This is a genomic window from Streptococcus australis ATCC 700641, assembly GCF_000186465.1.
GTDB classification, from domain to species: domain Bacteria; phylum Bacillota; class Bacilli; order Lactobacillales; family Streptococcaceae; genus Streptococcus; species Streptococcus australis.
On the sequence record NZ_GL636091.1, the window covers coordinates 1,938,513 to 1,963,283 of the forward strand.

Below are 24,771 nucleotides of genomic sequence, written 5' to 3' on the forward strand. Positions count from 1 at the left end.
TTGATTCATACTCCCTTTCATTATAACAAAAATCATGCTTGCTCGTTGTTTTTCAACAAAAAAGGGGAGCTTCCTCCCCCTCTTCACTCTATTCACCATTTTCTGTCTTGTTCTTTTTCAAGGCCCGAATGGTAAACCAATAGTATATAACTAGCCCAAAAACAATGATGGCTGTTGGCAGGAGGACAGTCATACTAGGATTCTGAATTCCTTGTGCCAAAGTCCAGCGATGCAAGAATCCCACTACTAAGAAGGACAGAATAGGAAAGATGAAGGCACGAGCAAACTCTTCTTTCCATTGCCACAGGATAAGACCTGCAGAAGCCCCTGTCATCAGGAAAGTATCCCATGGATTCGGTACCGTCAACCAGGCAAAAGCTGGCAAGAAACGGACCCCAACTATTTCACTGATAAAATAGATCCCCAGAACGAGAACGACTGCTACATAGATTGCTTTTTTTGACTTCTCTTCTGCAAAAATGAGGCGACGAAGTAGATAGAATAGCAACCCAACGGCTAAAAGTCCTAAAATACTATCCGTTAGATAGACGAGGGGCTTGAGAACCAGGACTGCTTGCGAAGCAAAATCACTTAAGAGGCGATAAAAAATCACAATTCCTGAGACGATTGCACCATATTTTAGAACAGATCGCGTGGATTCTTTAGGCATGTTCTCTAAGATTTGGTCTGCCATTCCCTTTGGATCCTGTCCAAAATAGTCCTTGGCTGTCAATCCATCACCGCTTGCTTGCGAAAAATCTAGCGCTAGATTATAGACCTGCTCTCTTAGTGCTTTCTCCTCATATAAGAAGCCGGCAAAATTGAAATAATCCCAGAGATCTTGGAAATAAGCTTGATCCTCCTGGCTAAAGGTTTGAACCAAAGCCTGCGTTTCTTCATAATAAATAGCTGATGTCATGGTGTTTCCCCCTTTCTTTGGAGACTAAATACAATGAAGGACAAGACTAGTCCTATCAGAGGGAGTAGCCAGCGTAATGAATTGGCCGTTCCTGGATTCACAAAGCGAACACAGCATCCAGTTACAAAGAAAGTCACTCCCATGACCAGTAGGCTAACAGCGAGCCGTCCCTGATTTCTATAGGTCATGATCGTAAATCCAAGAAGAACCAGAAATGCAAGAACAATCGCCCAACCATCTGGCAAAAGGATACTTCGATTCAGACTCAAATGGTCAGAAAACACGCGCTCTATCCTAGGAGACAGGATCAAGCTAATCACACTGATGATAAGAGCCCAAGGCCACTTGATTTCCCCATAGCTCTGTTTGGACCAAAGCCACATCATGAATTGACTCAACACTACGAAAATGAGTAGATCTAGCAGATATGTTAAGGGAGCAATCACCAGTGGCATCATCCAGGCAAAATCCATTACAAACCGCATGCCAACGAAAATCGTTCCAAGAATCAAGAATAACCCCACAAAAGAACCTAGCCTGCGCCTAGGTAACTCCGAGAGAACTTGGTCCATCATGGCCCTTGGATCCTTTCCGTAGTAGTCCATCGCACCAATCCCGTCTCTCTCAGCAACCTTTAAATCGCAAACCATATTGTAGAGCTGTTCACCCAGTAGCTCATCATCATAAAAATAGGACTTCACTCCGATATAAGCTATCATTTTTTTCATATAGGCTTGATTGTCCTTGTTTAGATGATTCAGTTCATCAGACATTTTTTCTGTATAATCTTCGATCATTCTTTCCCCTCCTTTTTCACGCGTTCTACTTTAATGACCAGATCCTGCCACTGGTTCCAAAATTCCTCTAGTCGCTCTCTTCCTTCCTTGGTTAGAGAGAAATATTTGCGATCAGGTCCATCCGGAGAGGGCCTCATCTCTCCTACTATGACTCCCTGCTTCTCTAACTTCTGAAGCAAGGGATAAACGGTCCCCGCAACAATCTTATCAAAGCCGGTTTCCTTAAGGCTTTGGATCAATTCATAGCCATAAATAGATTTCTTTGAAATAATTTCTAGAACACAACCTTCCAGAACACCCTTGAGCAATTGCGATTCTTTCATCCTTCTCCCCCTTTCTATACACTCTTCTTTTTAACTAGTTTGTTTTACATACTAGTCCTTTCACTATTAGTATACTTCATCCAAACTAGTTTGTAAAGCATAATAGTGATAATCTTGAATAAAACTCAATAAATCCGAACAATATGACTAAATATACAAAATTTTTATAAAATTAGTTGCTTTTTATAAAAAAAGGTGTATAATGATACAAAATATTTATTAAAGGAGATAAGTGATGAAAAAATCTAAACTAGCTTTCCTAGCAGGTGTCACGGTTGCTTCAGCCCTGTTCCTTGCTTCATGTGGATCATCTTCAAAATCTTCTCAGACAAACACATACTCATACGTGTTTAGTACTGATCCAGATTCTTTGAACTACCTCCTTTCAAACCGTTCTACAACAAGTGACGTTACAACTAACTTGGTTGATGGATTGTTTGAAAATGACCAATATGGTAATCTCGTCCCTGCACTAGCGGAAGATTGGTCTGTTTCTAAAGACGGACTAACCTACACTTATAAACTCCGTAAAGATGCAAAATGGTATGACTCAGAAGGGAACGAATATGCAGATGTCACTGCACAGGACTTCGTCACTTCTCTGAAATATGTAGCAGACAACAAGTCTGATGCCCTCTACTTAGTTCAAAACTCCGTAGCTGGCCTGGATGACTATGTCACTGGTAAAAATACGGACTTCTCTAAAGTTGGAGTGAAAGCCGTTGATGACCATACCCTCCAATACACCTTGGCTCAACCTGAGTCCTTCTGGAATTCTAAATTGACGACTTCGACCATGATGCCAGTCAATGAAAAATTTCTTGAGTCTGCAGGAAAAGACTTCGGTAGCGTCAAACCTTCTGGAATCCTTTACAACGGTCCTTACTACTTGAAATCCTTCACTTCAAAATCTTTGATGGAGTTTACTAAAAATGAGAACTACTATGATAAAGACAATGTGAAGATTGAAAATATCAAATTGACCTACTTCGATGGTTCTGACCAAGACTACCTAGCTCGTAACTTCTCTGATGGCAACTTGACCACAGCGCGTCTCTTCCCAACGAGCTCAACCTATAGCACCATTGAGAAAAAATTCAAGGACAATATCGTCTATTCACCGCAAGATGCGACTGTCTACTATGTCTACTTCAACGTAAACCGTCAAAACTACGGTCATACCGAGAAGACAACAGACGACCAGAAGAACCAAACAAAAACAGCTCTTCAAAACAAAAACTTCCGTCAAGCCATCAACTTTGCCCTTGATCGTACTTCACTAAGTGCCCAATCAAACGGGAAAGATGGCGCTAGCAAAACCCTTCGTACGCTTCTTGTACCTCCAACATTTGTGCAAGTAGACAACAAAGACTTCGGTAGCGTTGTCGAAGAAAAACTTGCTGCAACAGGAGATGATTGGAAGGATGTCAGCCTAGCTGATGCGCAAGATAGCATGTTCAATGCGGACAAGGCCAAAGCACAATTTGCCAAAGCCAAAGAAGAGCTCCAAGCACAAGGTGTTCAATTCCCAATCCACATCGACTATGTGGTTGACCAGTCTTCTGCTAGCATTGTGCAACAAGCTGATTCAATGAAAGACTCCATCGAAAAAACATTAGGAAAAGAAAATGTCGTCGTGGATGTTCAGAAATTGTCTACGGAAGATGCGGACAACGCAACCTACTTCGCCCAAACACCAGATCAAAAAGACTTTGATATGGATATCGCTGGATGGGGCCCTGACTTCCAAGACCCATCCACTTACTTGGATATCTTCAATCCAGTCGATGGTTCAGCCTTAGCAGGTATGGGAATCAATCCGGCGACTGACCAAGCCCTAATTGAAAAACTTGGTTTGAACGAGTACAAACAACTATTGGATGATGCCAATGCTGAACAATTGGATACCAAAACTCGTTATGAAAAATATGCTGTTGCCCAAGCTTGGTTGACAGACAATGCCTTTGCACTTCCTGTCTACTCTAAGGGTGCTGTTCCTTCGATCACGAAGATCAAACCATTTACAAAAGCCTTCTCCTTGATCGGTATCAAAGATGGTTCTAGCTACTACAAGTACATGGAATTACAAAGTGATGTTGTCACAACTGCCGACTACGACAAAGCGTATAAGAATTGGTTGAAAGAAAAAGAAAAATCCAATAAAAAAGCGCAAGACGAACTTGAAAAACACGTGAAATAATGGTTGACGTCAAAACACCGAGGATCTAATCCTCGGTGTTTTTGATTAAGGAAAAACCTATCCTTGAAACTTTCCGCAACACTTAGCTTGTTCTAAGTAAGAAAACGGGTTATCCACTTATCATCTTTTCCATTTCTAATCTTATATAGATTCAAACGCTATCTCACGACAATCTTCCGATAACTTCTAGAAGTTAGAAGAAAGACGAGGACATAAGAGATGAAAAAGACAGCGCAGATGGAAAGAGTTGTTTGAAGGACCAAGCCCGCATTGGTCGCTCCTAGGATGGCAACGATTTTTGCGATCATCTTGTAGGCTACTCCTAGGTACAAGAAGGAGAAGAATAATGGAAGGAAAAAGACGGTGAGAATTTGTTTTCGAATGGTGGTGCCGGTTTGCTTTTGGTCCAATCCTACTTGTTGCAAGATCACAAAATTATCCCGATCCTCATGACCCTCTGAAATCTGTTTGTAGTAAATCACGAGAACCGTAGCCAATAGAAAGATGACCGATAGGAAAATCCCAATAAAGAGGAGAGTCCCTGCTGTTTCACGCCACTCTTTCTCTATGCTGTATCGTTCATATCCACCAAAATAAGTCGCACCATATTGACTCATTTTGTCTGTCGAATACAGCTCTTTGGTCACGCCACCAGTAAAATCTTTGTTGTCTTTATTTTTGGCATTAATAGAGAATTCTAAATTCTTATCAACTTTTAGACCCAGTTGGTTCAAATCAGGGAGGACAAGGTACAAGCCCATTTGGTGTTGAAACAGGGCGTTTTGTGGGATCTTCCCTTGGATAAAATTGGAATCCAGTTTTTGTTTAATCGTAAAGGTCTTCCCATTGATTTCTAATTGTGCGTCTAATCTTCCAGGATACTGATACCCATAGGCTAGGATTTCATTTTCCTCAAGCTCAACTTTTTGACCCGTCAGTTGCTCGTAAGTCGCCTGATCAAAAAAGTAGACGGTTCCCTCTGTCTTCATCTCCTGACCAGCTTGTTCATAAACCTCTAAGCTCCTTCCATCAATCTTTCGAATTTCAGCCGACCAGTATGTTGTCTGTGCCACCTGATAATCTGATAGATTTGTCGCATCGGCTGTTTTCTTAATTTGGGCTTGAACATCCTTGATAACCGGTTCTGTTTCAGCATCTGAAGGCATGTGCCCCACACTAATCATGTAATCAGAAGGGTAAACAGTATCTAGGTAGTTCTGCCCTCCAATAAAGATATTGAGTGACCCAGTTAAGGTGACCAAGACCATGGTGGAAAGAATACTAATGGTCGCAAGGCCCGCTGCATTTTTTCGCATCCGAGCTATTAAGTTAGAGACGGATATAAAATTCTCTGGCTTGTAATAGTAGGATTTCCGACCTTTGAGAAATCTTAAGAAGGTAATGGAGCCTGCGTTGAATAAGAGATAAGTCGCCAGAATGACCAAAATGACAGCAATAAAGAATCCTTGAACAGCCGCTACCGGACGCTCAACGGTTAGCGCTATATAAAACGCAATTCCTAAGAGCCCAAGTCCTAAAAGAGTTTGGACCAGCAAGAAGCGTCCCTTCTTCTCTCCTGCTTTTTTCTGTTGCATGAGGTGGAGGGAACTGTAGCGCAAGAGGCGGAAAGAATTCAACAAGAGAATGAGGCCAAAAGCTAAGGCTAACCCAAGTAAAGTGTCTAGAACAGCCCCTATCTGGAAGGTTGATTGAATGACGACTGGTAGCCCCATACATTTTAGGAGCAAGGCAAAAATCAAGCGATCAAACAAGAGTCCCAAGCCCAGTCCTACTCCAACTGTGAGGACATAGAAGGAGAGCAATTCCCATAAGGTCATGACGAGGAGATGCTTCTTCTCCATCCCCAGAACACTGTACAAGCCCAGTTCTTTGGAACGATTTTTCATGACATAGCCATTGGCATAAGCCACCAAAATGATGACGACCAGCTGGACGACGAAACTACCAAAACCAAGAACAGTTCTCGCCGCCCCCCCTCCGTAAGAATCCTCTAAATGAGGGGTTGATGCCAAGGCGATAAAACTATAAAGGATCATGGTCGTTAAAATAACAGCCAAGGCAAAGGGGTAATAGAGCTTGCGATTTTGTTTGAGGTTAGAAAAGGCTAATTTACTCGATAATTTAAACATCGCTATCCTCCTTACCCGCCATAACCGTCAAAGTATCCGAGATTTCTTGGAACATCTGACGTTCTGTTTTTTCCCCGCGGAAGATCTGGTTGTAAAGGATCCCGTCCTTAATGAAGAGCACGCGCTTGGCCCTCGCTGCGGCTGCGGTTGAGTGGGTCACCATGAGGATAGTTTGCCCCATGCTATTAATATCTTCAAAGACATCTAGCAAAGCAGCCGAAGACTTGGAATCCAGCGCCCCTGTTGGCTCATCAGCGAGGAGAATTTCAGGTGAGGTGATAATGGCCCGTGCTACAGCCACCCGTTGCTTTTGCCCACCAGATATCTCGTAAGGGTATTTTTCTAAGAGCTGGTGAATGCCCAACTCCCGACTGACACCATCCACCTTAGTCATCATTTCCTTGACCGGTCTGCGAGAAAGGACCAGAGGCAAGAGGATATTGTCTTTGACAGACAAGGTATCCAGCAGATTGAAATCTTGAAAGACAAAGCCTAGTTTTTCCCGACGGAAGCTGGACGCATCCTTGTTCTTGATAGTTGAAGTATCGGTACCGTTGAGGTAGACCCGTCCTTCTGTCGGCTGGTCCAGCATGGCCAGGATATTGAGGAGGGTCGATTTCCCGGACCCTGATTCCCCCATGATGGCGACGTATTCCCCTTTTTCAACCGTGAAGTGGATATCTTTTAGGGCTTCAACCTGCGTTCCTTGAAAGCGGGTTTTGTAAATTTTTTTCACATGTTGTACATCTAATAAGGCCATTTTCATTCTCCATTTCCATCTAGTTATATGATTGATATTAATAGAACTTCTTACATCTCTATTGTAACGATTTGGAAAGAGATCTACAATAAGCTAACCTTTCATTTTTACCCTGATTTCTTACATTTCTGTAAGGTATTAAAAAACTAGCTTCCTTGCGGGAGCTAGTTTCTTCTTATAAAGCTGTGATCGCTGTGATCAAACCAAAGATGATCCCTGGTGCATTAGCTGCAGCAAGTGGGATATCGCGTTCTTTTTTGAAAAGTCCATAATAGACCCAAAGACTACAGTTGATGGCTGCGACAAGAGGTTGAATAAAGTTTCCTTTGTGACCAGCGAGATTATCTATAATTTGTGGGAAGTAAGAGACATACATCATCACAGACATAAAGGTCGCAACCCAACCAAGAATTTTCATTTGTTTTTCATTCATTTTCATGATACCTTTCGTTTTTTAAGTACGCACTATTCTAACGCTTGCCCTCTTAAAATTCAAGTACTTTTTTCAACTGTTACTAAACTGTAAAGTGTCACAATCTTGTGATTTTGCAGGAAGATGGATTTCTTTTCGAGTGAATTTTCTCTCTAGTTGCCATTTTTTGACACTTTGTCTAATTCTTTTGCAAATGTGATCGTTTTCATTTTGCGTAGCATGCAAATTAATTGCATTTTCTTCCTACTTATGCTATTTTGATACACAGAGGTAAAATTTTATGAATAAACAAAAAATCAACAAAATCGTTGGCTCGATCGGTGCCTTTATTGGGATTATCGTTTTCATTGCCTACATCCCACAAATTATTGCTAATTTACAGGGAAATAAGGCCCAACCTTTCCAACCCTTGTCAGCTGCTATTTCTTGCTTGATCTGGGTCATTTATGGTTGGACAAAGGAACCTAAAAAAGACTGGATTTTGATCATTCCGAATTCGGCAGGTGTCATCCTAGGGGGATTGACTTTCCTTACATCACTTTAATAGAAAGTGAACAAAGACTGAACTCTACGGGTTCAGTCTCAGATTGAAGACAAAGTCCTTAGACCATAAGTTTCTAAGGGCTTTTATTTGTGTAAAGTCGTATAATAGAGGTAAGAATAGTTTGTGAGGTGTTCGCTATGTTTCACAAAGAAAAACCAGATTATAATCGACGCCAATATGGCTTCTATACGATAGATGAATTAGTCCCTGAGGATCACTTTCTTCGACAAGTGGATAAAGAGGTTGATTTTGACTTTATCTATGACTTGGTGGAAGATACCTATAGCCCCGATAATGGTCGTCCGAGTCTCGATTCTGTCATGTTAGTCAAAATCCCTTTGATTCAATGCTTTTATGGCATTCGCTCCATGCGCCAAACCATTAAAGACATTGAAGTAAACGTGGCCTATCGTTGGTTTCTTGGCCTAACTTTAGATGATAAGGTCCCTCATTTTACTACATACGGAAAGAATTACAGTCGCCGTTTTCAAGATAAAGAACTGATTTCTGAGATATTCTCACAAGTACTCAATCAGGCTTTATTTGCTGGTTTAATTGATCCCTCTGAACTATTTGTGGATGGAACCCATATTAAAGCGGCAGCTAACAGCCACAAGTATCGTAAGGAAATGGTAGAGCAACAAGCTAAATTTATGAGTGACCGGTTGGAAGTTGAGATTGATTTAGATAGGAGAAAACACGAAAAAAAGTCCTTAAAGCCCGCAAAAGAAAGCGAGGCTAAAGAAAAGAAAATCTCAACGACAGATCCCGAGAGTGGTTGGTTCCACAAGGGTGAACACAAGGAGGTATTTGCCTATTCTGCCCAAGTAGCTTGTGATAAGCATGGTTGGGCCTTAGCTTATACGGTTGAGGCAGGAAATGTCCATGATAGTCAGGCCTTCCCTGCTCTTTTTTCAAAGTTAGAACCCTTCTCCCCACACTACATTATTGCGGATTCAGGCTATAAGACCCCAGCTATCGCTCATTATTTATTAGAACGTAACATCATCCCTGTCTTTCCTTATACTCGTCCAAAGGGAGTAAGGGGGAACTTAAGACCCAATGATTTTGTCTATGATACTTTCTATGACTGTTACCTCTGTCCAGAGAACCAAGTGTTAAGCTATCGCACGACGACACGAGAAGGCTATCGTGAGTATAAGAGTAATCCAAAAACATGTGCTTCTTGTCCCCTATTATCCGTTTGTACCCAAAGTCAAAACCACCAAAAAGTAATTACGAGACATATATGGAAAGATGATCTTGAATGTTGTGAAGAGATTCTCCACCAAAGAGGAATGAAGGAGCTTTATCAGAAGCGTAAAGAAACCATTGAACGACTCTTTGGGACGGCTAAGGAGTACCATAATTTGAGATACACTAGAGAGAAAGGAAAGTCCAAAATGGAAGATAAGGTTGGGCTTACTTTGGCATGTTTAAATATCAAAAAACTGGTGAAATGGGTAGCGAATATCCCTTTTTATTTTGTTCTAAATCCGATTTTTAGATAGAATAACAGATGATAAAGCAAATAATTTTAAAAATACAACAAAAAGACAAACGCCAAAAATGACGTTTGTCTACGTTCTGAGACTGAACTCTACGGGTTCAGTCTTTTTTGTGTATCCCTTTGAAAAACAAAAACAATCGCAGTCGGTTTTCGTACAAAAAAGCCCGCTATGAGCAAGCTAAAAAAATTGACAATTCTTTTCTTTGAATAACCTATGCTGGATTATTGTGCAAAAATATCCAAATAATATCTGATTATTATTAGAGTATATTGAAACTTTCCGCTGTGAGAAAAGTGCCTGAAATAATTATGTTTCAGGCACTCGGAATTATTGAGACCTTAGGCTCAATAATTAGTCATGGAACTTCTTCGAAGTTCGCTGACGTCCGTACTCACCTAAGGAAAGTTTCTAATTTAATTTGAGTTTCTTTTCCTAAATCTGCACAATCTTGCGATAACTACGAGAGGTGATCCAAAAGACGATTAGGTAGGTGATGAGAAAGACGGCACAGACACTGAGGGTGACGATGAGGACTTGGCTACTATTGATGACACCGAGCACTTTAAGAATAAGGCGGATCATATGGTAGGCAAAGGCCAGGTGGACAAAGGCAAAGATAAGGGGAAGGAAGAAGACGGTTCGCACTTGACGGTTGATGGTCCGTTTGACTTCATCTTCATCAAGTCCCACCTGTTGGAGGATAACGAAGCGGTCACGGTCTTCATAGCCTTCTGAGATTTGCTTGTAGTAGATGACGATGACTGTTCCGACCATAAAGATCAATGACAAGAAAATACCAATAAAGAAGATGCCACCAAAGAGGCTATTCATTTCTCTCACATTATATGCTCGATTGCCTCCATAGACAAAAGTTCCTTGTCCCTGTTGGCTACTCAGTTCATCGATCATCTTGTCATAACTAGCTGCCAGCTTGAGTTGCTGGTCTTCGTCAACATTGACATTGAAACCACCATAGATTTGAGTAACGACAGCAAGGTTCGGAAACTGAGCGACAAAGGCTGAAAGGTCAGGCACGATCAGGTAATTGAAATCCTCTGTCAGCATATTGAAGATGTTTGGGACATGATCGGTGATAAAATCCTTGGTCACTTCTTCCTTGACTTGAAAGTCTTGCCCATTAATAGTAAACTGCTTTTGCCCTTTCAGAGCCTTGTTGTGGGCAAAGAGGATGACTTGGTTGCCGGTCAGATCGACGTGTTCTCCTGTCATCTGCTCATAGCTAGCTGCATCAAAGACCAGAAAGACTGTTCTCGGTCTGACATCGTGTTCATCATCAGGATAGACTGTGAAGTCTGTGCCCTTTTGTGATTCGACCCCAAAGGTAGCATAGTTCATCAGGTCACGATTTTTGATCTCAAGCTGGTGCTCAGAAGCAAACTCATCAAATTTCTGGTTGATTTGCTCCAGGTCTACCCCTTTTCCTTGAATGGAGAAATCATGTGGATTCATGATTTTCTTGATCGTTTCACCACCGATATAGATGTTGGTTGCAGAGGAGATGGTCACCAATACCATGGTTGAGAGGATGGCAATGGTCGCAAGGCCCACTGCATTTTTCTTCATGCGATAGATGAGGTTAGAGACCGAAATCATGTTGTTGGGTTGGTAATAATAGACCTTCTTTTTCTTGAGTAGGTGCAAGAAGACGGTGATCCCAGCATTAAAGAGCAGGTAGGTCCCGATCATAACCAGGATAACGGCTAGAAAGAAGATCAAAATCGCAGACATGGGGTCTTTGACAGACAAAGCTAGGTAGTAGCCAAAACCGAGAGAGGCTAAGCCCAGGATGGTCTGAGGCCACAAGAAGCGGGCTTTCTTTTCACCACTGGCTTTCTCACGCGTCAACTGCAGAGCATTCAAACGGAGAATGCGCCAAGCGTTGAGAAAAACTAGGAGGCCAAAGATGAGACCAAAGGTGACAAAGACCAAGATGACAATCCCAGGTTGGAAGGTGGATACTAGCTGGACCTTCATCTTCATGAGTTTCAAGAGAAAGGCAAAAATCAGCTTGTCAAAGAGGGCTCCAATCAAGACACCGCTTGAGATAGTCAAAAAGCCAAAGATCAAGAGTTCCTTGAAAATCATGCTGATGAGATGGCGTTTTTCAAGGCCAAGCATGCTGTAGATCCCCAGCTCCTTGGAGCGGTTTTTCATGACGAAGCTATTGGCATAGAGCACAATGATGGCCCCCGCAGCGTTGACCACAAACAGTCCCAAGCCTAGGGTGAAGAGTATAGAAGAGCCCCCACGAAGCTCGTGAATATGGGGATTAAAGGTCAGGGAGTCAAAGAGGTAGGCGATGGTCACTGCGAGAATGACCGCAATCGCAAAGGGATAATAGAGCCTGCGGTTCTTGATCAGATTGGAGCAAGCTAATTTAGTGGTTAATCGAAACATCTACTCCACCTCACTTGCCATGACCGTCAAGGTATCCGAGATTTCTTGGAACATCTGACGCTCGGTTTTCTCCCCGCGGAAGATTTGATTGTAAAGAATTCCGTCCTTGATAAAGAGCACACGCTTGGCCCGAGCTGCTGCTGCGGTTGAGTGGGTCACCATGAGGATGGTTTGCCCCATGGTGTTGATATCTTCAAAGACATCTAGTAAAGCCGCCGAAGACTTGGAATCCAACGCCCCTGTTGGCTCATCAGCAAGGAGGATTTCAGGTGAGGTGATGATGGCCCGTGCTACGGCCACCCGTTGTTTTTGCCCACCAGAGATTTCGTAAGGATATTTCTCTAGAAGTTGGTGAATGCCCAACTCCCGACTGACGCTATCTACCTTGCTCATCATTTCCTTGACGGGTCTGCGAGAAAGGACCAAAGGTAAGAGGATATTGTCCTTGACAGACAAGGTATCCAGCAGATTAAAATCTTGAAAAACAAAGCCTAGTTTTTCTCGACGGAAGCTGGACGCATCCTTGTTCTTGATAGTTGAAGTATCGGTACCGTTGAGGTAGACCCGCCCTTCCGTCGGCTGATCCAGCATGGCTAGGATATTGAGGAGGGTTGATTTCCCGGACCCTGATTCCCCCATGATGGCGACGTACTCCCCTTTTTCAACAGTGAAGTGAATATCTTTCAATGCTTCGACCTGCGTCCCTTGAAAGCGGGTTTTGTAGATTTTTTTGATGTGTTGAACGTCTAGTAATGACATATTTTTCTCCTTTTACTAGTAGATCAAGAAAAATTCTTGGGTTTGTTGTAGGACTTGGCGACCAAATTCCGCCTTTTCCAAATCGGTTTTCTTATTTGATTTCTTAATCTTTTTGGGTTCTTTCATCCATTTCAAGAGTTTCATTTTCTTGACCTCCTTCATTTGATGAGACTATTGTATAAAAAATAAAAGGTGGTCACCATAACCTAACCTTTCATTTTTAAAATTAAATCTTACATTTTTGTCATTTTCAAATAAAAGAGAAGCTTAGGGAGAGAATCATTAGTACCGACGAATTCCCCTAATCCATGACCAATTTCTTCTCTTCAAAACGTATAGCAACAGTCGTCCCTTGGCCGACTTGAGACGTCATCTGGAGTTGGTGCCCTAGCTGATCGGCAATCTTTTTAGACAGATAGAGGCCTAGTCCAGAAGATTGCTGGGTCAAATGCCCATTGTAGCCGGAGAATCCCCGCTCAAAGACACGGAGTATATCGCTATCCTTAATTCCAATCCCACTATCTTTCATAAAAAGGGTCTGGTCTTTGAAATAGATCTCAATCCCGCCAGTGCTGGTATACTTAAGGCTATTAGACAACAATTGCTCGATGATGACCAAGAGCCACTTGCGATCGGTAATGACGGCAACATCTAAGTCATGCAGATCCACCGTCAAGCCCTTTTGAATAAAGAAGATCGCATACTTTCGCACCACTTCTTTGACCAGCTCTTCGAGTGGAACACGCTTAAGCACCAAATCATCGTGAAAGCTTTCGAGTCTCAGATACTGGAGGACCACATTGGCATAGGAATCAATCTTAAAGAGCTCCTGCTCCATTTGTTGTCTCAGGTCGCTGTCTTCTATATTTTTAACCAAGAGTTGACTGGCCGCAATGGGCGTCTTAATCTGGTGGACCCAGAGGGTATAGTAATCCATCAGGTCATTGTAGGTCTCTAGACTCACCGTTGTTTGCTCACGTTGGGCTTGCTGACTGGTTGCTAGTTTCTGACTCAAGACCAGTTCTAGAGGGGTCTCAGGTAGTCCCTCCCCATAGAGCACTTCCTTCCGACAGGCCTGATACCCAGCCACTGCATCCCAAATGACCAGAAGAAGACTCAAAAAAGCCAAAATTCCTGTTAGGTAAAGGAGAAAATTGCGGTAGCCTTCGAATATATAGGCAAACAAGACCAGGGATGAAAGGAGTAAACCAATCAAATAGAGATAGCGACGGTGAGAAATCAGATAGTGTTTGACAAATAAGAATCGATTATCCATTGCTCAACCCGTATCCTATCCCTTTTTTCGTTTCGATAAAATGTTCCAGTCCTGCTTCTTCGAGTTTCTTCCGAAGTCTAGCTACATTGACCGAGAGGGTGTTATCATCAATAAAGAAATCACTGTTCCACAATTCCTTCATTAGATCATCCCGAGCCACTACACTTCCAGCTTTTTCAAAAAGGATACGAAGAATTTGAAATTCATTTTTGGTCAAATTAACCACCTCTCCCTCGTAGACCAGATCCATGGATTTGAGATTGAGGATGGCGCCCCGGTGTTCTAACAAATCTTGATCAGTTCCAAACTCATAAGAGCGGCGAAGGAGACCCTGAATTTTTGCCAGAAGGACATTGGGATCAAATGGCTTGGTCACATAGTCATCTCCTCCCATATTGATAGCCATGACGATGTCCATAGCTTGATCTCGTGAGGATAAAAACATGATAGGGACCTTAGACACTTTACGAATCTCCTGGCACCAATGGTAGCCATTATAAAGAGGAAGGCCAATATCCATCAGAATCAGATGAGGATTGGTCTGGACGAAGGTCCCCAATACATCCATAAAGTCATCAACTGCAATAACTTCAAAGCCCCACTGCTCCATGATTTTCTTCACTTGTTGGCGAATGGTTTCATCATCTTCGACAAGAAGAATTTTGTGCATGCTCTTTCCTGCTCTTTCTTACTAGAGTATTACCCTTTCATTATATCAAATTATCCAAGGAGCATACATATTTTTCGCCATCTCAACTTACAGGTAACTCCTTTCGTCAATTTCCTATTTTTACTGAGGGGCTTTTCAGGTATTTTATGCTATACTGAACATACAGATACAAAGGAGAATCTCATGTCCACGATTTTTGATTATCTAGACTATGTCACCTATGATTCCATCTACGATCGCCCTTTTAAGGAACTCGATGTCCTGGCACTGACAGAGCTGACTTATCTTCCTTTTGATCGGATCGTGCCCCAAGGGGATACGACCAATATTGAAGTCCGCTTATCTGATGCAGCAGAGCTAGTCGATCGAACCACAGATTTCATCGTGACAGACCAACACCTGAAAATAGTCGATGTCCTAGCTACATCCAAACGCTTTAAGAATCTCAAACTCCTCAACTATGTCAACGAATATGACCCCGATGTTCAGAAGCAGTTTGCGGCTATGACCTATCGTCTTACCATGGATGTTTATTTAGTTGTCTTCAGGGGGACGGATGACACCTTGATCGGCTGGAAGGAAGACTTCCATATGACCTATATGGACCATGTCCCAGCTCAGAGGCGCGCAGCCAGCTACCTACAAAACGTCATGAAGGAATTTCCTAAAGGGCGCTTCTTAGTAGCCGGTCACTCCAAAGGGGGCAATCTCGCAACCTATGCCTGCTCCTACCTTCCTGATCAGCTGTCCGAACAAGTCCATGCCATTTACTGTTACGACGCTCCAGGTCTCAACAAGTCCATTATCAAAACAGAGGGATACCAACGAATCGCACACCTCATTCATCGCTTTGTCCCACAAGGATCCATCGTCGGCATGATGCTGGAAGTCCCAGAGCCTGCTACGATTGTTAAAAGTCGAGCCTTTGGTGGCTTTGCCCAGCATGACGCCTTTACTTGGATGGTTGAAAAGGATGGATTTGTGACACTAGATCAAACCAATCCCGATAGTCAGCAGACCGACGAGACCCTAAAGCAGTGGGTTCGCGAAACATCGGCGGATGAGCGCAAGAAGTTCTTTGATACCTTTTTTGGCATTTTTCTGGACGCAGGCATCACTTCAATTAATGATTTGAGGAACTTGAAAAATTTCTCCAAGATCAAAGACATCTTTCAAAATGCTCAAGACCTAGATCCTACAGAAAGGGAAATGCTGGAACGTCTAGCCAAGCAACTCATCGACACCCGTGTCCAAGCTTGGAAAAAATGGCAAACAGTTCCCCGTATCCTGGTTCAAATGGCTGCATTTTTCAAGCGAAAACAAGCAGTCGAGTCCTCCTCACCTCTGCTTCTTGAGCACAAAGATTGACAATTTCAACTCTATTCTATAAAATGTAATAATATCGTTTACATCCAATGGTGTAAACGAATTTTTTTATAGAAAGAGAATTCATTAAAGTAAAACAAAAACCAGGAAATTATAGTTCCTGGGTTTTCGCTTCTTATTGGCGATAGAAGTATTGATCCGCTGGGTAGTTGCCTGCAGATTGAGTAACAACCAAGCGAGGTTTGCTCTTATCTGACTGGTCTCCATCAGGATTTTCAAAACCAATCTTAAAGAGGCCAACTGCCACTCCTGTTTCTCCCACACGTAGATCTACATAAGGGACTTTACTTGTCTTATCAGAGTTTGGCACTGCTTTTAATCTTCCTTGACCTTTCACAGTTCCATCTTCTTGGATGACCATCTCCTGGCCTTTGGCATTGCGCCATGTCCCTGCTAGACTTGAGAAATCTCCACTATTGATGGCCGCAATATCAAGGTCTGCGTCCTTCTTAGGCTCTGGGTAGGCTTCCCACCATTTGTCTTGGTAGGCTTGGAAGGAGGCTTGATGGTAGAAGATACGTCTCAAAGGCGACACGACACCATCCGGACCTTGAACATTTTCAGGAATCAAAGTGACAATCAATTCTTGACCAGGAGTTTCTCCACTTGTACCAGCTTGGACAAAGTAAACCTGATAGGTCGATCCAGCTTTCTTAGGTTTCTTATCTTTATTAAGGACAAATTGGACATTGCTAGCTCCACTCCAGAAGCTCCATCCCTTATCCTGATCAGAGTAGATAGAAGGGAAGACAGTAGTCCGGTGATTATAATAATCTTCTGGACTATAGCCATACAACTTAAAGCCAGAATCCGCAATCTGCTGTTCAATAGATTCATTGGAATAGCTTCCCGCGAAGGTTGTCAAATCCCCATCCAATACTGCATCATCTGGATTCGTCGATTTAAAGAAATCCTTCCGATTGGCAAAGACCATCTCATGATCGGGGTCTTTGTCTGACATGGTTACCGTAATAAGGGGGGCTTTATCTGTTTTGTATTTAAAGATACGCACAGTGATGGTGAAATCCTTATTTCCATCTGACTTTTTCATCTGACTAGTAGAAACTTTATTGGCTCCTTCTACTTTGAAATCCGTTGAGAAAGTTGCTGATACAGGACCATCTTCTGTCTCGTAATCAATCTTCCAAGATTTCCCATCTTTTTGAATCTTGGCCTTATCACGCGCACTAGAGACATATTCACCAGATAGATCGATGGCTTTTTCCTTAGATGAAGACGAGGTCTTCGAGGTCTGATTGAACTCTTTTTGATGATCCGGTTGAATATTAGAGCTAGAGTAGAGATAGACTCCTCCGATTAGAACTACTGCACTCACAAAAGCGATGATCATCCAAAGATATTTCTTATCTAATTTTTTGATCATTTCAATACCTCCTTGAAATGGTAGTTACCTAATAGTATACCTTAAATTCTATTTAAAGCAAACTTTGACTGAATTTCATAAACTTTTTATCGTTTTTCGATACTTTTTTGTTGACTTATTTTTTATAAGGAGTATACTATAAGTGAAAAATAAATAAACTTCAAGGAGGCTTGCGATGAAAAACTCAAAAACCTTAAAAGATGTCATTGAAGTCTTAACGGCTTTCATTTACTTCTGTGGCTTTATGACCGTGGCCGCACTGGTCGTCCACCTGCTTTCCCGGATGGGAGTGTTTAAGGAGATCGTTCAATCTGGACGCTTGTCCTTTGATGTGAACGGCATCCAGCTCTTCCCCAAACATCCGCACCCCCTCTGGCAATTGCTCTTTCCATTAGCCTCCAGTGCTATTTATATATTTCTTCTCATCACCATTCGTAGCTTCCTCCAAAATCTCTACCAAGAAAAGATCTTTTCTCACTCCAACATTGATCTTTGTAACCGGGCTTGGAAGATCCTCTTGGTCTTGTCCTTTATGTCTGGCACACTTGAAACCAGTGGCAATGCTTATCTCCTTCCCTTCACCTTCCGATTGACCTTTAATACGGGACTTCTCCTTGCCGTCCCAATTGTCTGGGCCCTTGGCAAGATTTTAGAGAGAGGGATTGAAATCGCAGAAGAAAATGAGCTAACCATTTAAGGAGGGTGCCATGATTATCGTCAATTTAGATGTCATGCTGGCCAAGCGAAAGATGAAATCCAATGAGCTAGCAGACAAAATCGGCATCACCACAGCCAACCTCTCCATCCTCAAAACAGGCAAGGCCAAAGCCATCCGCTTCACCACCCTTGAAGCCATCTGCAAAGAACTAGACTGCCAGCCTGGAGATATCCTGGAATACCGGCCAGATGAATAGGACATGTATCGTCATAAGAAAAGCACTCCCGCTGGAGTGCTTTTCATCTATGTCTATCGTTTAGCCAATGATGCTTCCATTTGGTACAGATGGATCAACAGTTAAGACTGTTAATTGATCTCCGTATTCTGCGGAAAGAATCATGCCTTGGCTGACATATTTCTTCATCATTTTACGTGGTTTGAGGTTGGCCACGATTTGGAGTTTCTTGCCGACCAATTCTTGTTCATTTGGATAGAATTTCGCGATACCAGAAAGGATTTGACGGTCTTCGCCATCTCCTGCATCTAGGCGGAAGCGAAGCAATTTGTCTGATCCTTCGACGCGTTCCACTTCTTTGACTTCTGCTACACGGATTTCAACTTTGTCAAAGTCTTCAAATTTGATCTCATCTTTTTCAGACTTGAGTTCCACTTCTTCTGGAATCCATTCTTTTTCTTGTGGTTTCCCAGCAGTCATTTGAGATTGGATGTAGGCAATTTCTTCTTCCATGTCCAGACGTGGGAAGATTGGAGTTCCTTTGGCAACTACTGTGACATTTTCAGGGAATCCTGCTAAGTTCAAGTTTTCAAGATCAAAGTCCAAGCCCAAGCCAAGTTGTTCCATGATGGCGTTTGAGGTGTTCATCATGAATGGTTGGATCAAGTGAGCCATGACACGAAGGCTAGCTGCCAAGTGAGCCATGACCGCTGCCAATTGTTCCTTGTCACCATCTTCTTTAGCGAGGACCCAAGGCGCTGTCTCATCGATGTACTTGTTGGTCCGAGAGATGATGTTCCATACGGCTTCCAAAGCGCGTGGGTAATCAACCGCATTCATTTGCTTGTGGTATTCAGCGATGTTTTCTTCAACTACCTTAGCCAAATCAGCATCAAATGCAGTGACATTTTCGACATAAGCTGGAACTTGGCCACCAAAGTATTTATTGATCATGGCTACCGTCCGGTTAAGGAGGTTTCCAAGGTCATTGGCCAATTCATAGTTGATGCGAGCCACATAATCTTCTGGTGTGAAGGTACCATCAGAACCAACTGGCAAACTGCGCATGAGGTAGTAACGAAGTGGATCCAAGCCGAAGCGTTCCACCAACATTTCTGGGTAGATGACATTCCCTTTAGACTTAGACATCTTGCCGTCTTTCATGACAAACCAACCATGGCCAATCAAACGTTCTGGCAATTTGATATCCAACATCATGAGAAGGATTGGCCAGTAGATGGAGTGGAAACGAAGGATGTCTTTTCCGACCATGTGGAAGACGGTTCCGTTCCAGAACTTATCAAAGTTTTCATGATCTTCTTGACCATATCCAAGAGCTGTCACATAGTTAAGAAGGGCATCAAACCAAACGTAGACAACGTGTCTAGGATTGGATGGAACCTGTACACCCCAGGTAAAGGTGGTCCGAGATACCGCCAAGTCTTCCAAGCCTGGCTCGATGAAGTTTTTCAACATTTCATTGAGACGGCCATCTGGCGTGATGAAATCCGGTTGAGATTTGAAAAATTCAACCAAGCGGTCTTGGTATTTGCTGAGGCGAAGGAAGTAAGATTCTTCAGAAACCCATTCTACTTCGTGTCCTGATGGGGCTACCCCACCGATGACCTTGCCATTCTCATCACGGAATACCTCAGCCAATTGGCTTTCTGTAAAGAACTCTTCATCAGAGACTGAATACCAGCCAGAGTACTCACCCAGGTAGATGTCGTCTTGCGCAAGCAAACGTTCAAAGACCTGAGCCACCACTTTTTCATGGTAATCGTCTGTCGTACGGATGAATTTATCGTATGAGATATCGAGTAATTGCCAGAGTTCTTTCACTCCAACGGCCATCCCATCTACATAAGCTTGCGGCGTAATCCCAGCTTCTTCTGCTTTTTGCTGGATCTTTTGACCGTGCTCATCAAGACCAGTCAGGTAGAACACATCGTAGTTCATCATGCGCTTGTAACGAGCTAAGACGTCACAGGCAATGGTTGTATAAGCTGAACCAATATGCAATTTACCAGATGGGTAATAGATAGGGGTTGTGATGTAGAATGATTTTGTCATTTTCTTTTCCTTTCAAGGCTAATGAAACCTTATATACTAACACCCCATTATATCATTTTTAGGAGGCCCTGAAAACCCAAAACCAGCTAGGATCTAAGGAAGACAAGCAAAAAAGCTGACCGAAGTCAGCTTTCTATTATTGATAACGAATCCCGCTAGAATTGCCTCGCTTTTGCATTTCTAGGCTCGGGATAAAAATATCCACTGGATAAGCCTCGCTTTTTCGTTTTCAGGCTCGGGATAAAAAGGTCCCCCGGATCTTTTTATTTCCCAAGATAGTATTCAGACACTACGTTCAATTTTTCGTCAAATTCGAATACCAATGGTGGGAAGTTAGGGATTTCCACATCCATGATTTCGTCGTCTGACAATTGTTTGATGTGTTTTACAAGGGCACGGATTGAGTTACCGTGAGCTCCTACGAATACATTTTTACCATCTTTAAGTGCTGGAGCGATTTTATCTTCCCAGAATGGAAGTGCACGTTCCAAAGTAACTTTCAAGTTTTCAGCATCTGGAATCACTGAATCGTCAAGTGAAGCGTAACGACGGTCAGTGTGTGCTGAGTGTTCATCATCACGGTCCATTGCAGGAGGCAATACATCGTATGAACGACGCCAGATGTGAACTTGTTCATCACCAAATTGTTCAGCAGCTTCTGCTTTGTTTTTACCAGTCAAACCACCGTAGTGACGTTCGTTCAAGCGCCATGATTTTTCAACTGGAACCCACAATTGGTCAGCAGCTTCAAGAGCCAAGTTAGTAGTTTTGATCGCACGTTTCAATACTGAAGTGTAAGCTTGGTCAAATTCGATACCAGCTTCTTTGATCAATTTACCAGCGTCGATCGCTTGTTGTGTACCTTTTTCAGACAAATCAACATCAGCCCAACCAGTGAAAAGGTTAGCTTTGTTCCATTCAGACTCACCGTGGCGAGCAAAAACCAATTTTACCATTTGATGGATCTCCTTTTATTTTCCGAGGTTCCCCTCGTTTATCTATTCTATTCTATTCTACTAGATTTTGAGGGAAAAATCTAGTCTTAACAGAGCTAGATCGAAGATTTCGTGAAAATTTTATCAATTCTTTTTCATGGACATTTACAAGTCGCTCTCACCAAGTTCTAAATCCTGCCTCTTCCACCCTCTTTCCACAAGCCAGACTAAACAAAAAACCTCTAAAAAGAGGTTTGCTTACAATTGCTTCTTCTGGCATTCCGGACAAAGGCCATAAACTGTAGTTTGGCACTTGGTAATGACGTAGCCACTTTTTTCTCTCGCTTCTGCTCTCACGTCTGGAACTTCGATATCAATATCGTCAATCTTCCCACAAGACTCACAAATCAAATTCAAATGATCGTGTCCCATAAAGTCAAAGTAGGTCGTGGTATCATTGCGTACTTTTATTTCAGAGACAAAGCCTTCTTCAATGAGGACCTTAAGATTGTTATAAACGGTTGCTAGACTCATATTGGGAAAGGCAGGTTTCAAATCTTGGTAGATGGCATCGGCACTCGGATGTTCCTGACTTTTGACAAGATAAGAAAGGACCGCACGACGCGTCTCTGTAATTCGTACAGATTTTTCGCGCAAGTGTTGCAATACATCTTCCACTTTTTCTTGTTGAACGGAATCGAGCCTTAAACAAGCTAGCATGGTCTTTCCCCTTTCTGTCTCTTCTTAAAAACTATTATATCACGAATACCAAAATTTGCCTAATTAGAATGTTTGTAAATAAGAAAAGAGGCTGGGACAAAAGTCCTAGCCTCTCAATTGTCTTTGGATTGTCGAGCAAGACGCAGTGGTTGAGTGGGCTCTACTACGCTGATTTCATCAGCTTTTAAAGCCCTACTCAACTGTGCGGAGGTGGGACGACGAAATCGAATTCTAACGAATTACCGATTTCTGTCCCACTCTCTTTTGTTTTCTATTCTTAACTTCCCCAATTAAGGATCCATCTCATAGTTCCTAGTAAGACTTTGACAAAGAGGAACATAAAGAAAAGTTCCGCAATAAACCAAAGACCTTTCAATAGATAAATAATCGGCTTAATCATGAGCAGAACAAAGATTCCAACAATCCATCTCATGGTCCACCCTCCATTTCTCACTTTTTTCTATTATACTCCTATTTATAGGCCCTGTCTAGAAAGGACTCCAAAACAAAAAATCCCTTCTAGCAAGCTAGAAGGAACTTTTATAATCACAATTATTTAACTGCGTCTTTAAGAGCTTTACCAGCTTTGAATGCTGGAACTTTAGAAGCAGCGATTTTGATTTCTTTACCAGTTTGTGGGTTGCGACCTTTACGAGCTGCACGTTCACGAACTTCGAAGTTACCGAAACCGATCAATTGAACTTTTTCACCTTTTGAAAGGTATTCTGAAACAGCTGCAAATACAGCGTCTACTGCTGCTGCTGAGTCTTTTTTAGTCAATTCTGTAGCTTCTGCCACTTTTGCGATCAAATCTTGTTTGTTAGCCATTTAACAAATCCTCCAAATTTTTTTAGGTTTTACCCTTAACATCTCTATCATATCTAAAAAATGCTTTTAGGTCAAGTACTAAACCTATTTTTATAAACTTTTATGTAGGAATAGATTCCTTTAATGACGGGCTTCTATGCAAATCGGACAAGAACTGCCCAAGCATCTTCACCAGTGTGAGTTTGAATGATCGAACCTGTTTCTAAAACAGAGATTGGAGTTGCAACAAAAGGCTGTAATTGCGCCTTCATTTGGTTAGCAAAGTCAGGTCCACCAGCATAGGAAATTCCTATCTCAGCGATTTCTTTACCGGATAATTCTTGCATCAACTCGTCCAACCATTTTTTAAAGGTCTTCTGTCCGCGTCCTTTGACAATCGGTTGCAGTTCATCGTTCTTCATTTCCATTACAACCCGAATATTCAAAAGGGAACTCAATAAACCAGTTACGCGGCCAATCCGGCCTCCTTTAACCAGGTTTTCCAGTGTAGAAACTCCAATGTAGAGTCTAGATTTTTGCTTGACCTCTTCAATGCGGGCTACAATTTCCTCTACTCTAGCACCTTCTTGAGCCAGTTTCGCTGCTTCTACCACTTGGAACTTCATGGCCTGGTCCGTAAAGCTACTATCGATCACCGTTACATCTGCATTGGCTAAGGTAGCTCCTTGACGTGCAGCTTCCACTGTACCAGATAAGGCATGGGACATATGGATTGCAATAATTTGCGCACCTTCTTTAGCCAATCCTTCAAACGTTTCCGCAAACACACCTACTGGAGGTTGACTAGTCTTTGGAAGGTTTTTACTGGATTTCATCAACTGAAGGAATTCTCCTTCGGTTAATTCCGCATCTGAGTAGAGGACACCATCCACCATAACAGAGAGGGGAACGATGGTAATTCCGTATTTTTCAACAACTTCAGGCTCAATCGTTACGGATGAGTCTGTAACAATTTTTACTTGTGACATAACATTCCTACAATCTTTTCTTAGATATATCCATTCTATTATATCAAATTTTCTAGGCTTTTGTGGGACAAAGTCCTATTTACTTAATCATCGATAGCTGCAAATCCCTCATTGAGCAAAGCAACATCGGCCTTCATTCCACTTTCATCAAAGAGAATACCATGGAGGACGCCACCATAAACAGCTCCACCATCCATACCAATCTTCCCATCTTCGGTCACCCAGAGTTTTTTGGTTCCAATCTTTTGATCCAAGAGATAGTGGACGGGAGTATGACCGAAAACAATGGTCTTTCCTGTCTGATTGGTCGCTTCATGGAAGGGTTGGCGGATCCAGACTTTCTGATAATCCGTCGTTTCGTGCCAATCAGGTAAGTTTAAGTCAAGGCCAGCATGCACAAAAATATAGTGTTCTGTTTCATAGACAAAAGGAAGCAAACGGATGAAAGCAACTAGGTCCCCACAAGTCTCTTGCACGCGCCGAGCATCCTCCACGCCATCTACTGGATCTGTGAGGGGACGACCAAGCAAAGAGTTAATCGTGGTATCACCACCATTTCGTCGGTAATGGTCGTAGCGTTCGGTCGGGTTATCAATCCAGGCTAAAAACATGTATTCGTGGTTCCCAGAAAGACAGATTGCCCCTTGCTGTTCGACAACATCTTTGACCAGTTCGATCACTCTACGACTATCTTCTCCACGGTCTATCAGATCTCCGAGAAAAACCAACTGGGACTGACCATCCCAATGAGTCATCAGTTCCTCCAGCATACCTGCTTTTCCATGAATGTCTCCGACTACGAAATAGCTTCCCATATCAGTTCC

General features: G+C 42.5%; 25 protein-coding genes. 6 read left to right on the forward strand and 19 right to left on the reverse strand.

Annotation, left to right across the window (positions count from 1 at the left end):
* Nucleotides 1–88 precede the first annotated feature (88 nt).
* The 3 genes from HMPREF9421_RS09150 to HMPREF9421_RS09160 are packed head-to-tail and all read right to left on the reverse strand — an operon-like array spanning nucleotide 89 to nucleotide 2,039.
* Nucleotides 89–919: a hypothetical protein gene (locus HMPREF9421_RS09150; RefSeq protein WP_006596739.1), complete on the reverse strand. Its 831-nt coding sequence runs from the start codon at nucleotides 917–919 to the stop codon at nucleotides 89–91.
* On the reverse strand, nucleotides 916–1,716 hold the full coding sequence (locus tag HMPREF9421_RS09155; RefSeq protein ID WP_006596740.1) for a hypothetical protein: 801 nt from the start codon (nucleotides 1,714–1,716) through the stop codon (nucleotides 916–918). The genes HMPREF9421_RS09150 and HMPREF9421_RS09155 overlap by 4 nt, the downstream gene beginning before the upstream one ends.
* Nucleotides 1,713–2,039, reverse strand: a complete 327-nt coding sequence (locus HMPREF9421_RS09160; protein ID WP_006596741.1) for a PadR family transcriptional regulator — start codon at nucleotides 2,037–2,039, stop codon at nucleotides 1,713–1,715. Before HMPREF9421_RS09160 ends, HMPREF9421_RS09155 begins: the two co-directional genes overlap by 4 nt.
* A 235-nt stretch (nucleotides 2,040–2,274) precedes the next feature.
* Between HMPREF9421_RS09160 and HMPREF9421_RS09165 the strand changes: the two genes are divergently transcribed.
* A complete protein-coding gene (locus tag HMPREF9421_RS09165; protein ID WP_006596742.1) occupies nucleotides 2,275–4,239 on the forward strand; it encodes a peptide ABC transporter substrate-binding protein in 1,965 nt (654 codons plus the stop codon).
* 158 nt (nucleotides 4,240–4,397) lie between these two features.
* Here HMPREF9421_RS09165 and HMPREF9421_RS09170 read toward each other — a convergent pair whose 3' ends face one another.
* The 3 genes from HMPREF9421_RS09170 to HMPREF9421_RS09180 form a co-directional block, all read right to left on the reverse strand.
* Nucleotides 4,398–6,389, reverse strand: coding sequence for an FtsX-like permease family protein (locus tag HMPREF9421_RS09170; protein WP_006596743.1), 1,992 nt, complete (start codon nucleotides 6,387–6,389; stop codon nucleotides 4,398–4,400).
* Complete coding sequence (locus HMPREF9421_RS09175) at nucleotides 6,382–7,149, reverse strand: ABC transporter ATP-binding protein (protein WP_006597128.1); 768 nt, start codon at nucleotides 7,147–7,149, stop codon at nucleotides 6,382–6,384. The genes HMPREF9421_RS09170 and HMPREF9421_RS09175 overlap by 8 nt, the downstream gene beginning before the upstream one ends.
* Before the next feature lie 175 nt (nucleotides 7,150–7,324).
* The gene (locus HMPREF9421_RS09180; RefSeq protein ID WP_040803284.1) at nucleotides 7,325–7,582 is read right to left on the reverse strand and encodes a SemiSWEET family transporter; all 258 of its coding nucleotides are present in this window, start codon (nucleotides 7,580–7,582) and stop codon (nucleotides 7,325–7,327) included.
* 280 nt (nucleotides 7,583–7,862) lie between these two features.
* Here HMPREF9421_RS09180 and HMPREF9421_RS09185 point away from each other — a divergent pair, with 280 nt between their 5' ends.
* Both HMPREF9421_RS09185 and HMPREF9421_RS09190 read left to right on the forward strand, forming a co-directional pair.
* Entirely contained in the window at nucleotides 7,863–8,126 is a 264-nt protein-coding gene (locus tag HMPREF9421_RS09185) for a SemiSWEET family transporter (protein ID WP_006596747.1), read from the forward strand.
* A 137-nt stretch (nucleotides 8,127–8,263) separates the two neighbouring features.
* Complete coding sequence (locus HMPREF9421_RS09190; RefSeq protein WP_006596748.1) at nucleotides 8,264–9,637, forward strand: IS1182 family transposase; 1,374 nt, start codon at nucleotides 8,264–8,266, stop codon at nucleotides 9,635–9,637.
* A gap of 432 nt (nucleotides 9,638–10,069) precedes the next feature.
* Here the strand turns inward: HMPREF9421_RS09190 and HMPREF9421_RS09195 are convergent, their stop codons facing one another.
* The 5 genes from HMPREF9421_RS09195 to HMPREF9421_RS09210 form a co-directional block, all read right to left on the reverse strand.
* A complete protein-coding gene (locus HMPREF9421_RS09195; RefSeq protein WP_006596749.1) occupies nucleotides 10,070–12,055 on the reverse strand; it encodes an FtsX-like permease family protein in 1,986 nt (661 codons plus the stop codon).
* The gene (locus HMPREF9421_RS09200; protein ID WP_006596750.1) at nucleotides 12,056–12,814 is read right to left on the reverse strand and encodes an ABC transporter ATP-binding protein; all 759 of its coding nucleotides are present in this window, start codon (nucleotides 12,812–12,814) and stop codon (nucleotides 12,056–12,058) included.
* 15 nt (nucleotides 12,815–12,829) lie between these two features.
* Nucleotides 12,830–12,958, reverse strand: coding sequence for a hypothetical protein (locus tag HMPREF9421_RS11110; protein ID WP_006597135.1), 129 nt, complete (start codon nucleotides 12,956–12,958; stop codon nucleotides 12,830–12,832).
* A gap of 157 nt (nucleotides 12,959–13,115) precedes the next feature.
* Nucleotides 13,116–14,090, reverse strand: a complete 975-nt coding sequence (locus HMPREF9421_RS09205; protein ID WP_006596752.1) for a sensor histidine kinase — start codon at nucleotides 14,088–14,090, stop codon at nucleotides 13,116–13,118.
* Nucleotides 14,083–14,760, reverse strand: a complete 678-nt coding sequence (locus HMPREF9421_RS09210) for a response regulator transcription factor (protein ID WP_006596753.1) — start codon at nucleotides 14,758–14,760, stop codon at nucleotides 14,083–14,085. Before HMPREF9421_RS09210 ends, HMPREF9421_RS09205 begins: the two co-directional genes overlap by 8 nt.
* Before the next feature lie 183 nt (nucleotides 14,761–14,943).
* On the opposite strand from HMPREF9421_RS09210, the gene HMPREF9421_RS09215 reads away from it, so the two are divergent.
* Nucleotides 14,944–16,128 (forward strand): DUF2974 domain-containing protein, encoded by a 1,185-nt coding sequence (locus HMPREF9421_RS09215; RefSeq protein ID WP_006596754.1) that lies wholly within the window; start codon nucleotides 14,944–14,946, stop codon nucleotides 16,126–16,128.
* Nucleotides 16,129–16,261: 133 nt separating this feature from the next.
* On the opposite strand, the gene HMPREF9421_RS09220 is transcribed toward HMPREF9421_RS09215, so the two are convergent.
* A complete protein-coding gene (locus tag HMPREF9421_RS09220) occupies nucleotides 16,262–17,530 on the reverse strand; it encodes a DUF6287 domain-containing protein (RefSeq protein ID WP_006596755.1) in 1,269 nt (422 codons plus the stop codon).
* Nucleotides 17,531–17,705: 175 nt separating this feature from the next.
* Between HMPREF9421_RS09220 and HMPREF9421_RS09225 the strand changes: the two genes are divergently transcribed.
* A complete protein-coding gene (locus HMPREF9421_RS09225) occupies nucleotides 17,706–18,227 on the forward strand; it encodes a DUF2975 domain-containing protein (protein WP_006596756.1) in 522 nt (173 codons plus the stop codon).
* A gap of 10 nt (nucleotides 18,228–18,237) precedes the next feature.
* On the forward strand, nucleotides 18,238–18,444 hold the full coding sequence (locus HMPREF9421_RS09230) for a helix-turn-helix domain-containing protein (protein ID WP_003006064.1): 207 nt from the start codon (nucleotides 18,238–18,240) through the stop codon (nucleotides 18,442–18,444).
* Between the two features lie 60 nt (nucleotides 18,445–18,504).
* On the opposite strand, the gene metG is transcribed toward HMPREF9421_RS09230, so the two are convergent.
* The 7 genes from metG to HMPREF9421_RS09260 all read right to left on the reverse strand — a co-directional run bounded on the left by metG (nucleotide 18,505) and on the right by HMPREF9421_RS09260 (nucleotide 24,762).
* Nucleotides 18,505–20,496, reverse strand: coding sequence for a methionine--tRNA ligase (gene metG / locus HMPREF9421_RS09235; protein ID WP_006596757.1), 1,992 nt, complete (start codon nucleotides 20,494–20,496; stop codon nucleotides 18,505–18,507).
* A gap of 263 nt (nucleotides 20,497–20,759) precedes the next feature.
* Nucleotides 20,760–21,452 (reverse strand): phosphoglycerate mutase, encoded by a 693-nt coding sequence (locus HMPREF9421_RS09240; protein WP_006596758.1) that lies wholly within the window; start codon nucleotides 21,450–21,452, stop codon nucleotides 20,760–20,762.
* Between the two features lie 237 nt (nucleotides 21,453–21,689).
* A complete protein-coding gene (locus HMPREF9421_RS09245; RefSeq protein WP_006596759.1) occupies nucleotides 21,690–22,151 on the reverse strand; it encodes a Fur family transcriptional regulator in 462 nt (153 codons plus the stop codon).
* A 277-nt stretch (nucleotides 22,152–22,428) separates the two neighbouring features.
* The gene (locus tag HMPREF9421_RS10985; RefSeq protein ID WP_006596761.1) at nucleotides 22,429–22,584 is read right to left on the reverse strand and encodes a hypothetical protein; all 156 of its coding nucleotides are present in this window, start codon (nucleotides 22,582–22,584) and stop codon (nucleotides 22,429–22,431) included.
* 119 nt (nucleotides 22,585–22,703) lie between these two features.
* Nucleotides 22,704–22,979: an HU family DNA-binding protein gene (locus HMPREF9421_RS09250; RefSeq protein WP_006596762.1), complete on the reverse strand. Its 276-nt coding sequence runs from the start codon at nucleotides 22,977–22,979 to the stop codon at nucleotides 22,704–22,706.
* Between the two features lie 134 nt (nucleotides 22,980–23,113).
* Nucleotides 23,114–23,947, reverse strand: a complete 834-nt coding sequence (locus HMPREF9421_RS09255) for a DegV family protein (RefSeq protein WP_006596763.1) — start codon at nucleotides 23,945–23,947, stop codon at nucleotides 23,114–23,116.
* Between the two features lie 83 nt (nucleotides 23,948–24,030).
* Nucleotides 24,031–24,762, reverse strand: a complete 732-nt coding sequence (locus HMPREF9421_RS09260; protein WP_006596764.1) for a metallophosphoesterase — start codon at nucleotides 24,760–24,762, stop codon at nucleotides 24,031–24,033.
* Nucleotides 24,763–24,771: the final 9 nt, after the last annotated feature.

Excerpts from the sequence above, each read along its gene's own strand:
- HMPREF9421_RS09150 (WP_006596739.1), bottom strand. The coding sequence starts at position 919 with ATGACATCAGCTATTTATTATGAAGAAACGCAGGCTTTGGTTCAAACC.
- HMPREF9421_RS09155 (WP_006596740.1), bottom strand. The coding sequence starts at position 1,716 with ATGATCGAAGATTATACAGAAAAAATGTCTGATGAACTGAATCATCTA.
- HMPREF9421_RS09160 (WP_006596741.1), bottom strand. The coding sequence starts at position 2,039 with ATGAAAGAATCGCAATTGCTCAAGGGTGTTCTGGAAGGTTGTGTTCTA.
- HMPREF9421_RS09165 (WP_006596742.1), top strand. The coding sequence starts at position 2,275 with ATGAAAAAATCTAAACTAGCTTTCCTAGCAGGTGTCACGGTTGCTTCA.
- HMPREF9421_RS09170 (WP_006596743.1), bottom strand. The coding sequence starts at position 6,389 with ATGTTTAAATTATCGAGTAAATTAGCCTTTTCTAACCTCAAACAAAAT.
- HMPREF9421_RS09175 (WP_006597128.1), bottom strand. The coding sequence starts at position 7,149 with ATGGCCTTATTAGATGTACAACATGTGAAAAAAATTTACAAAACCCGC.
- HMPREF9421_RS09180 (WP_040803284.1), bottom strand. The coding sequence starts at position 7,582 with ATGAATGAAAAACAAATGAAAATTCTTGGTTGGGTTGCGACCTTTATG.
- HMPREF9421_RS09185 (WP_006596747.1), top strand. The coding sequence starts at position 7,863 with ATGAATAAACAAAAAATCAACAAAATCGTTGGCTCGATCGGTGCCTTT.
- HMPREF9421_RS09190 (WP_006596748.1), top strand. The coding sequence starts at position 8,264 with ATGTTTCACAAAGAAAAACCAGATTATAATCGACGCCAATATGGCTTC.
- HMPREF9421_RS09195 (WP_006596749.1), bottom strand. The coding sequence starts at position 12,055 with ATGTTTCGATTAACCACTAAATTAGCTTGCTCCAATCTGATCAAGAAC.
- HMPREF9421_RS09200 (WP_006596750.1), bottom strand. The coding sequence starts at position 12,814 with ATGTCATTACTAGACGTTCAACACATCAAAAAAATCTACAAAACCCGC.
- HMPREF9421_RS11110 (WP_006597135.1), bottom strand. The coding sequence starts at position 12,958 with ATGAAACTCTTGAAATGGATGAAAGAACCCAAAAAGATTAAGAAATCA.
- HMPREF9421_RS09205 (WP_006596752.1), bottom strand. The coding sequence starts at position 14,090 with ATGGATAATCGATTCTTATTTGTCAAACACTATCTGATTTCTCACCGT.
- HMPREF9421_RS09210 (WP_006596753.1), bottom strand. The coding sequence starts at position 14,760 with ATGCACAAAATTCTTCTTGTCGAAGATGATGAAACCATTCGCCAACAA.
- HMPREF9421_RS09215 (WP_006596754.1), top strand. The coding sequence starts at position 14,944 with ATGTCCACGATTTTTGATTATCTAGACTATGTCACCTATGATTCCATC.
- HMPREF9421_RS09220 (WP_006596755.1), bottom strand. The coding sequence starts at position 17,530 with ATGATCAAAAAATTAGATAAGAAATATCTTTGGATGATCATCGCTTTT.
- HMPREF9421_RS09225 (WP_006596756.1), top strand. The coding sequence starts at position 17,706 with ATGAAAAACTCAAAAACCTTAAAAGATGTCATTGAAGTCTTAACGGCT.
- HMPREF9421_RS09230 (WP_003006064.1), top strand. The coding sequence starts at position 18,238 with ATGATTATCGTCAATTTAGATGTCATGCTGGCCAAGCGAAAGATGAAA.
- metG (WP_006596757.1), bottom strand. The coding sequence starts at position 20,496 with ATGACAAAATCATTCTACATCACAACCCCTATCTATTACCCATCTGGT.
- HMPREF9421_RS09240 (WP_006596758.1), bottom strand. The coding sequence starts at position 21,452 with ATGGTAAAATTGGTTTTTGCTCGCCACGGTGAGTCTGAATGGAACAAA.
- HMPREF9421_RS09245 (WP_006596759.1), bottom strand. The coding sequence starts at position 22,151 with ATGCTAGCTTGTTTAAGGCTCGATTCCGTTCAACAAGAAAAAGTGGAA.
- HMPREF9421_RS10985 (WP_006596761.1), bottom strand. The coding sequence starts at position 22,584 with ATGAGATGGATTGTTGGAATCTTTGTTCTGCTCATGATTAAGCCGATT.
- HMPREF9421_RS09250 (WP_006596762.1), bottom strand. The coding sequence starts at position 22,979 with ATGGCTAACAAACAAGATTTGATCGCAAAAGTGGCAGAAGCTACAGAA.
- HMPREF9421_RS09255 (WP_006596763.1), bottom strand. The coding sequence starts at position 23,947 with ATGTCACAAGTAAAAATTGTTACAGACTCATCCGTAACGATTGAGCCT.
- HMPREF9421_RS09260 (WP_006596764.1), bottom strand. The coding sequence starts at position 24,762 with ATGGGAAGCTATTTCGTAGTCGGAGACATTCATGGAAAAGCAGGTATG.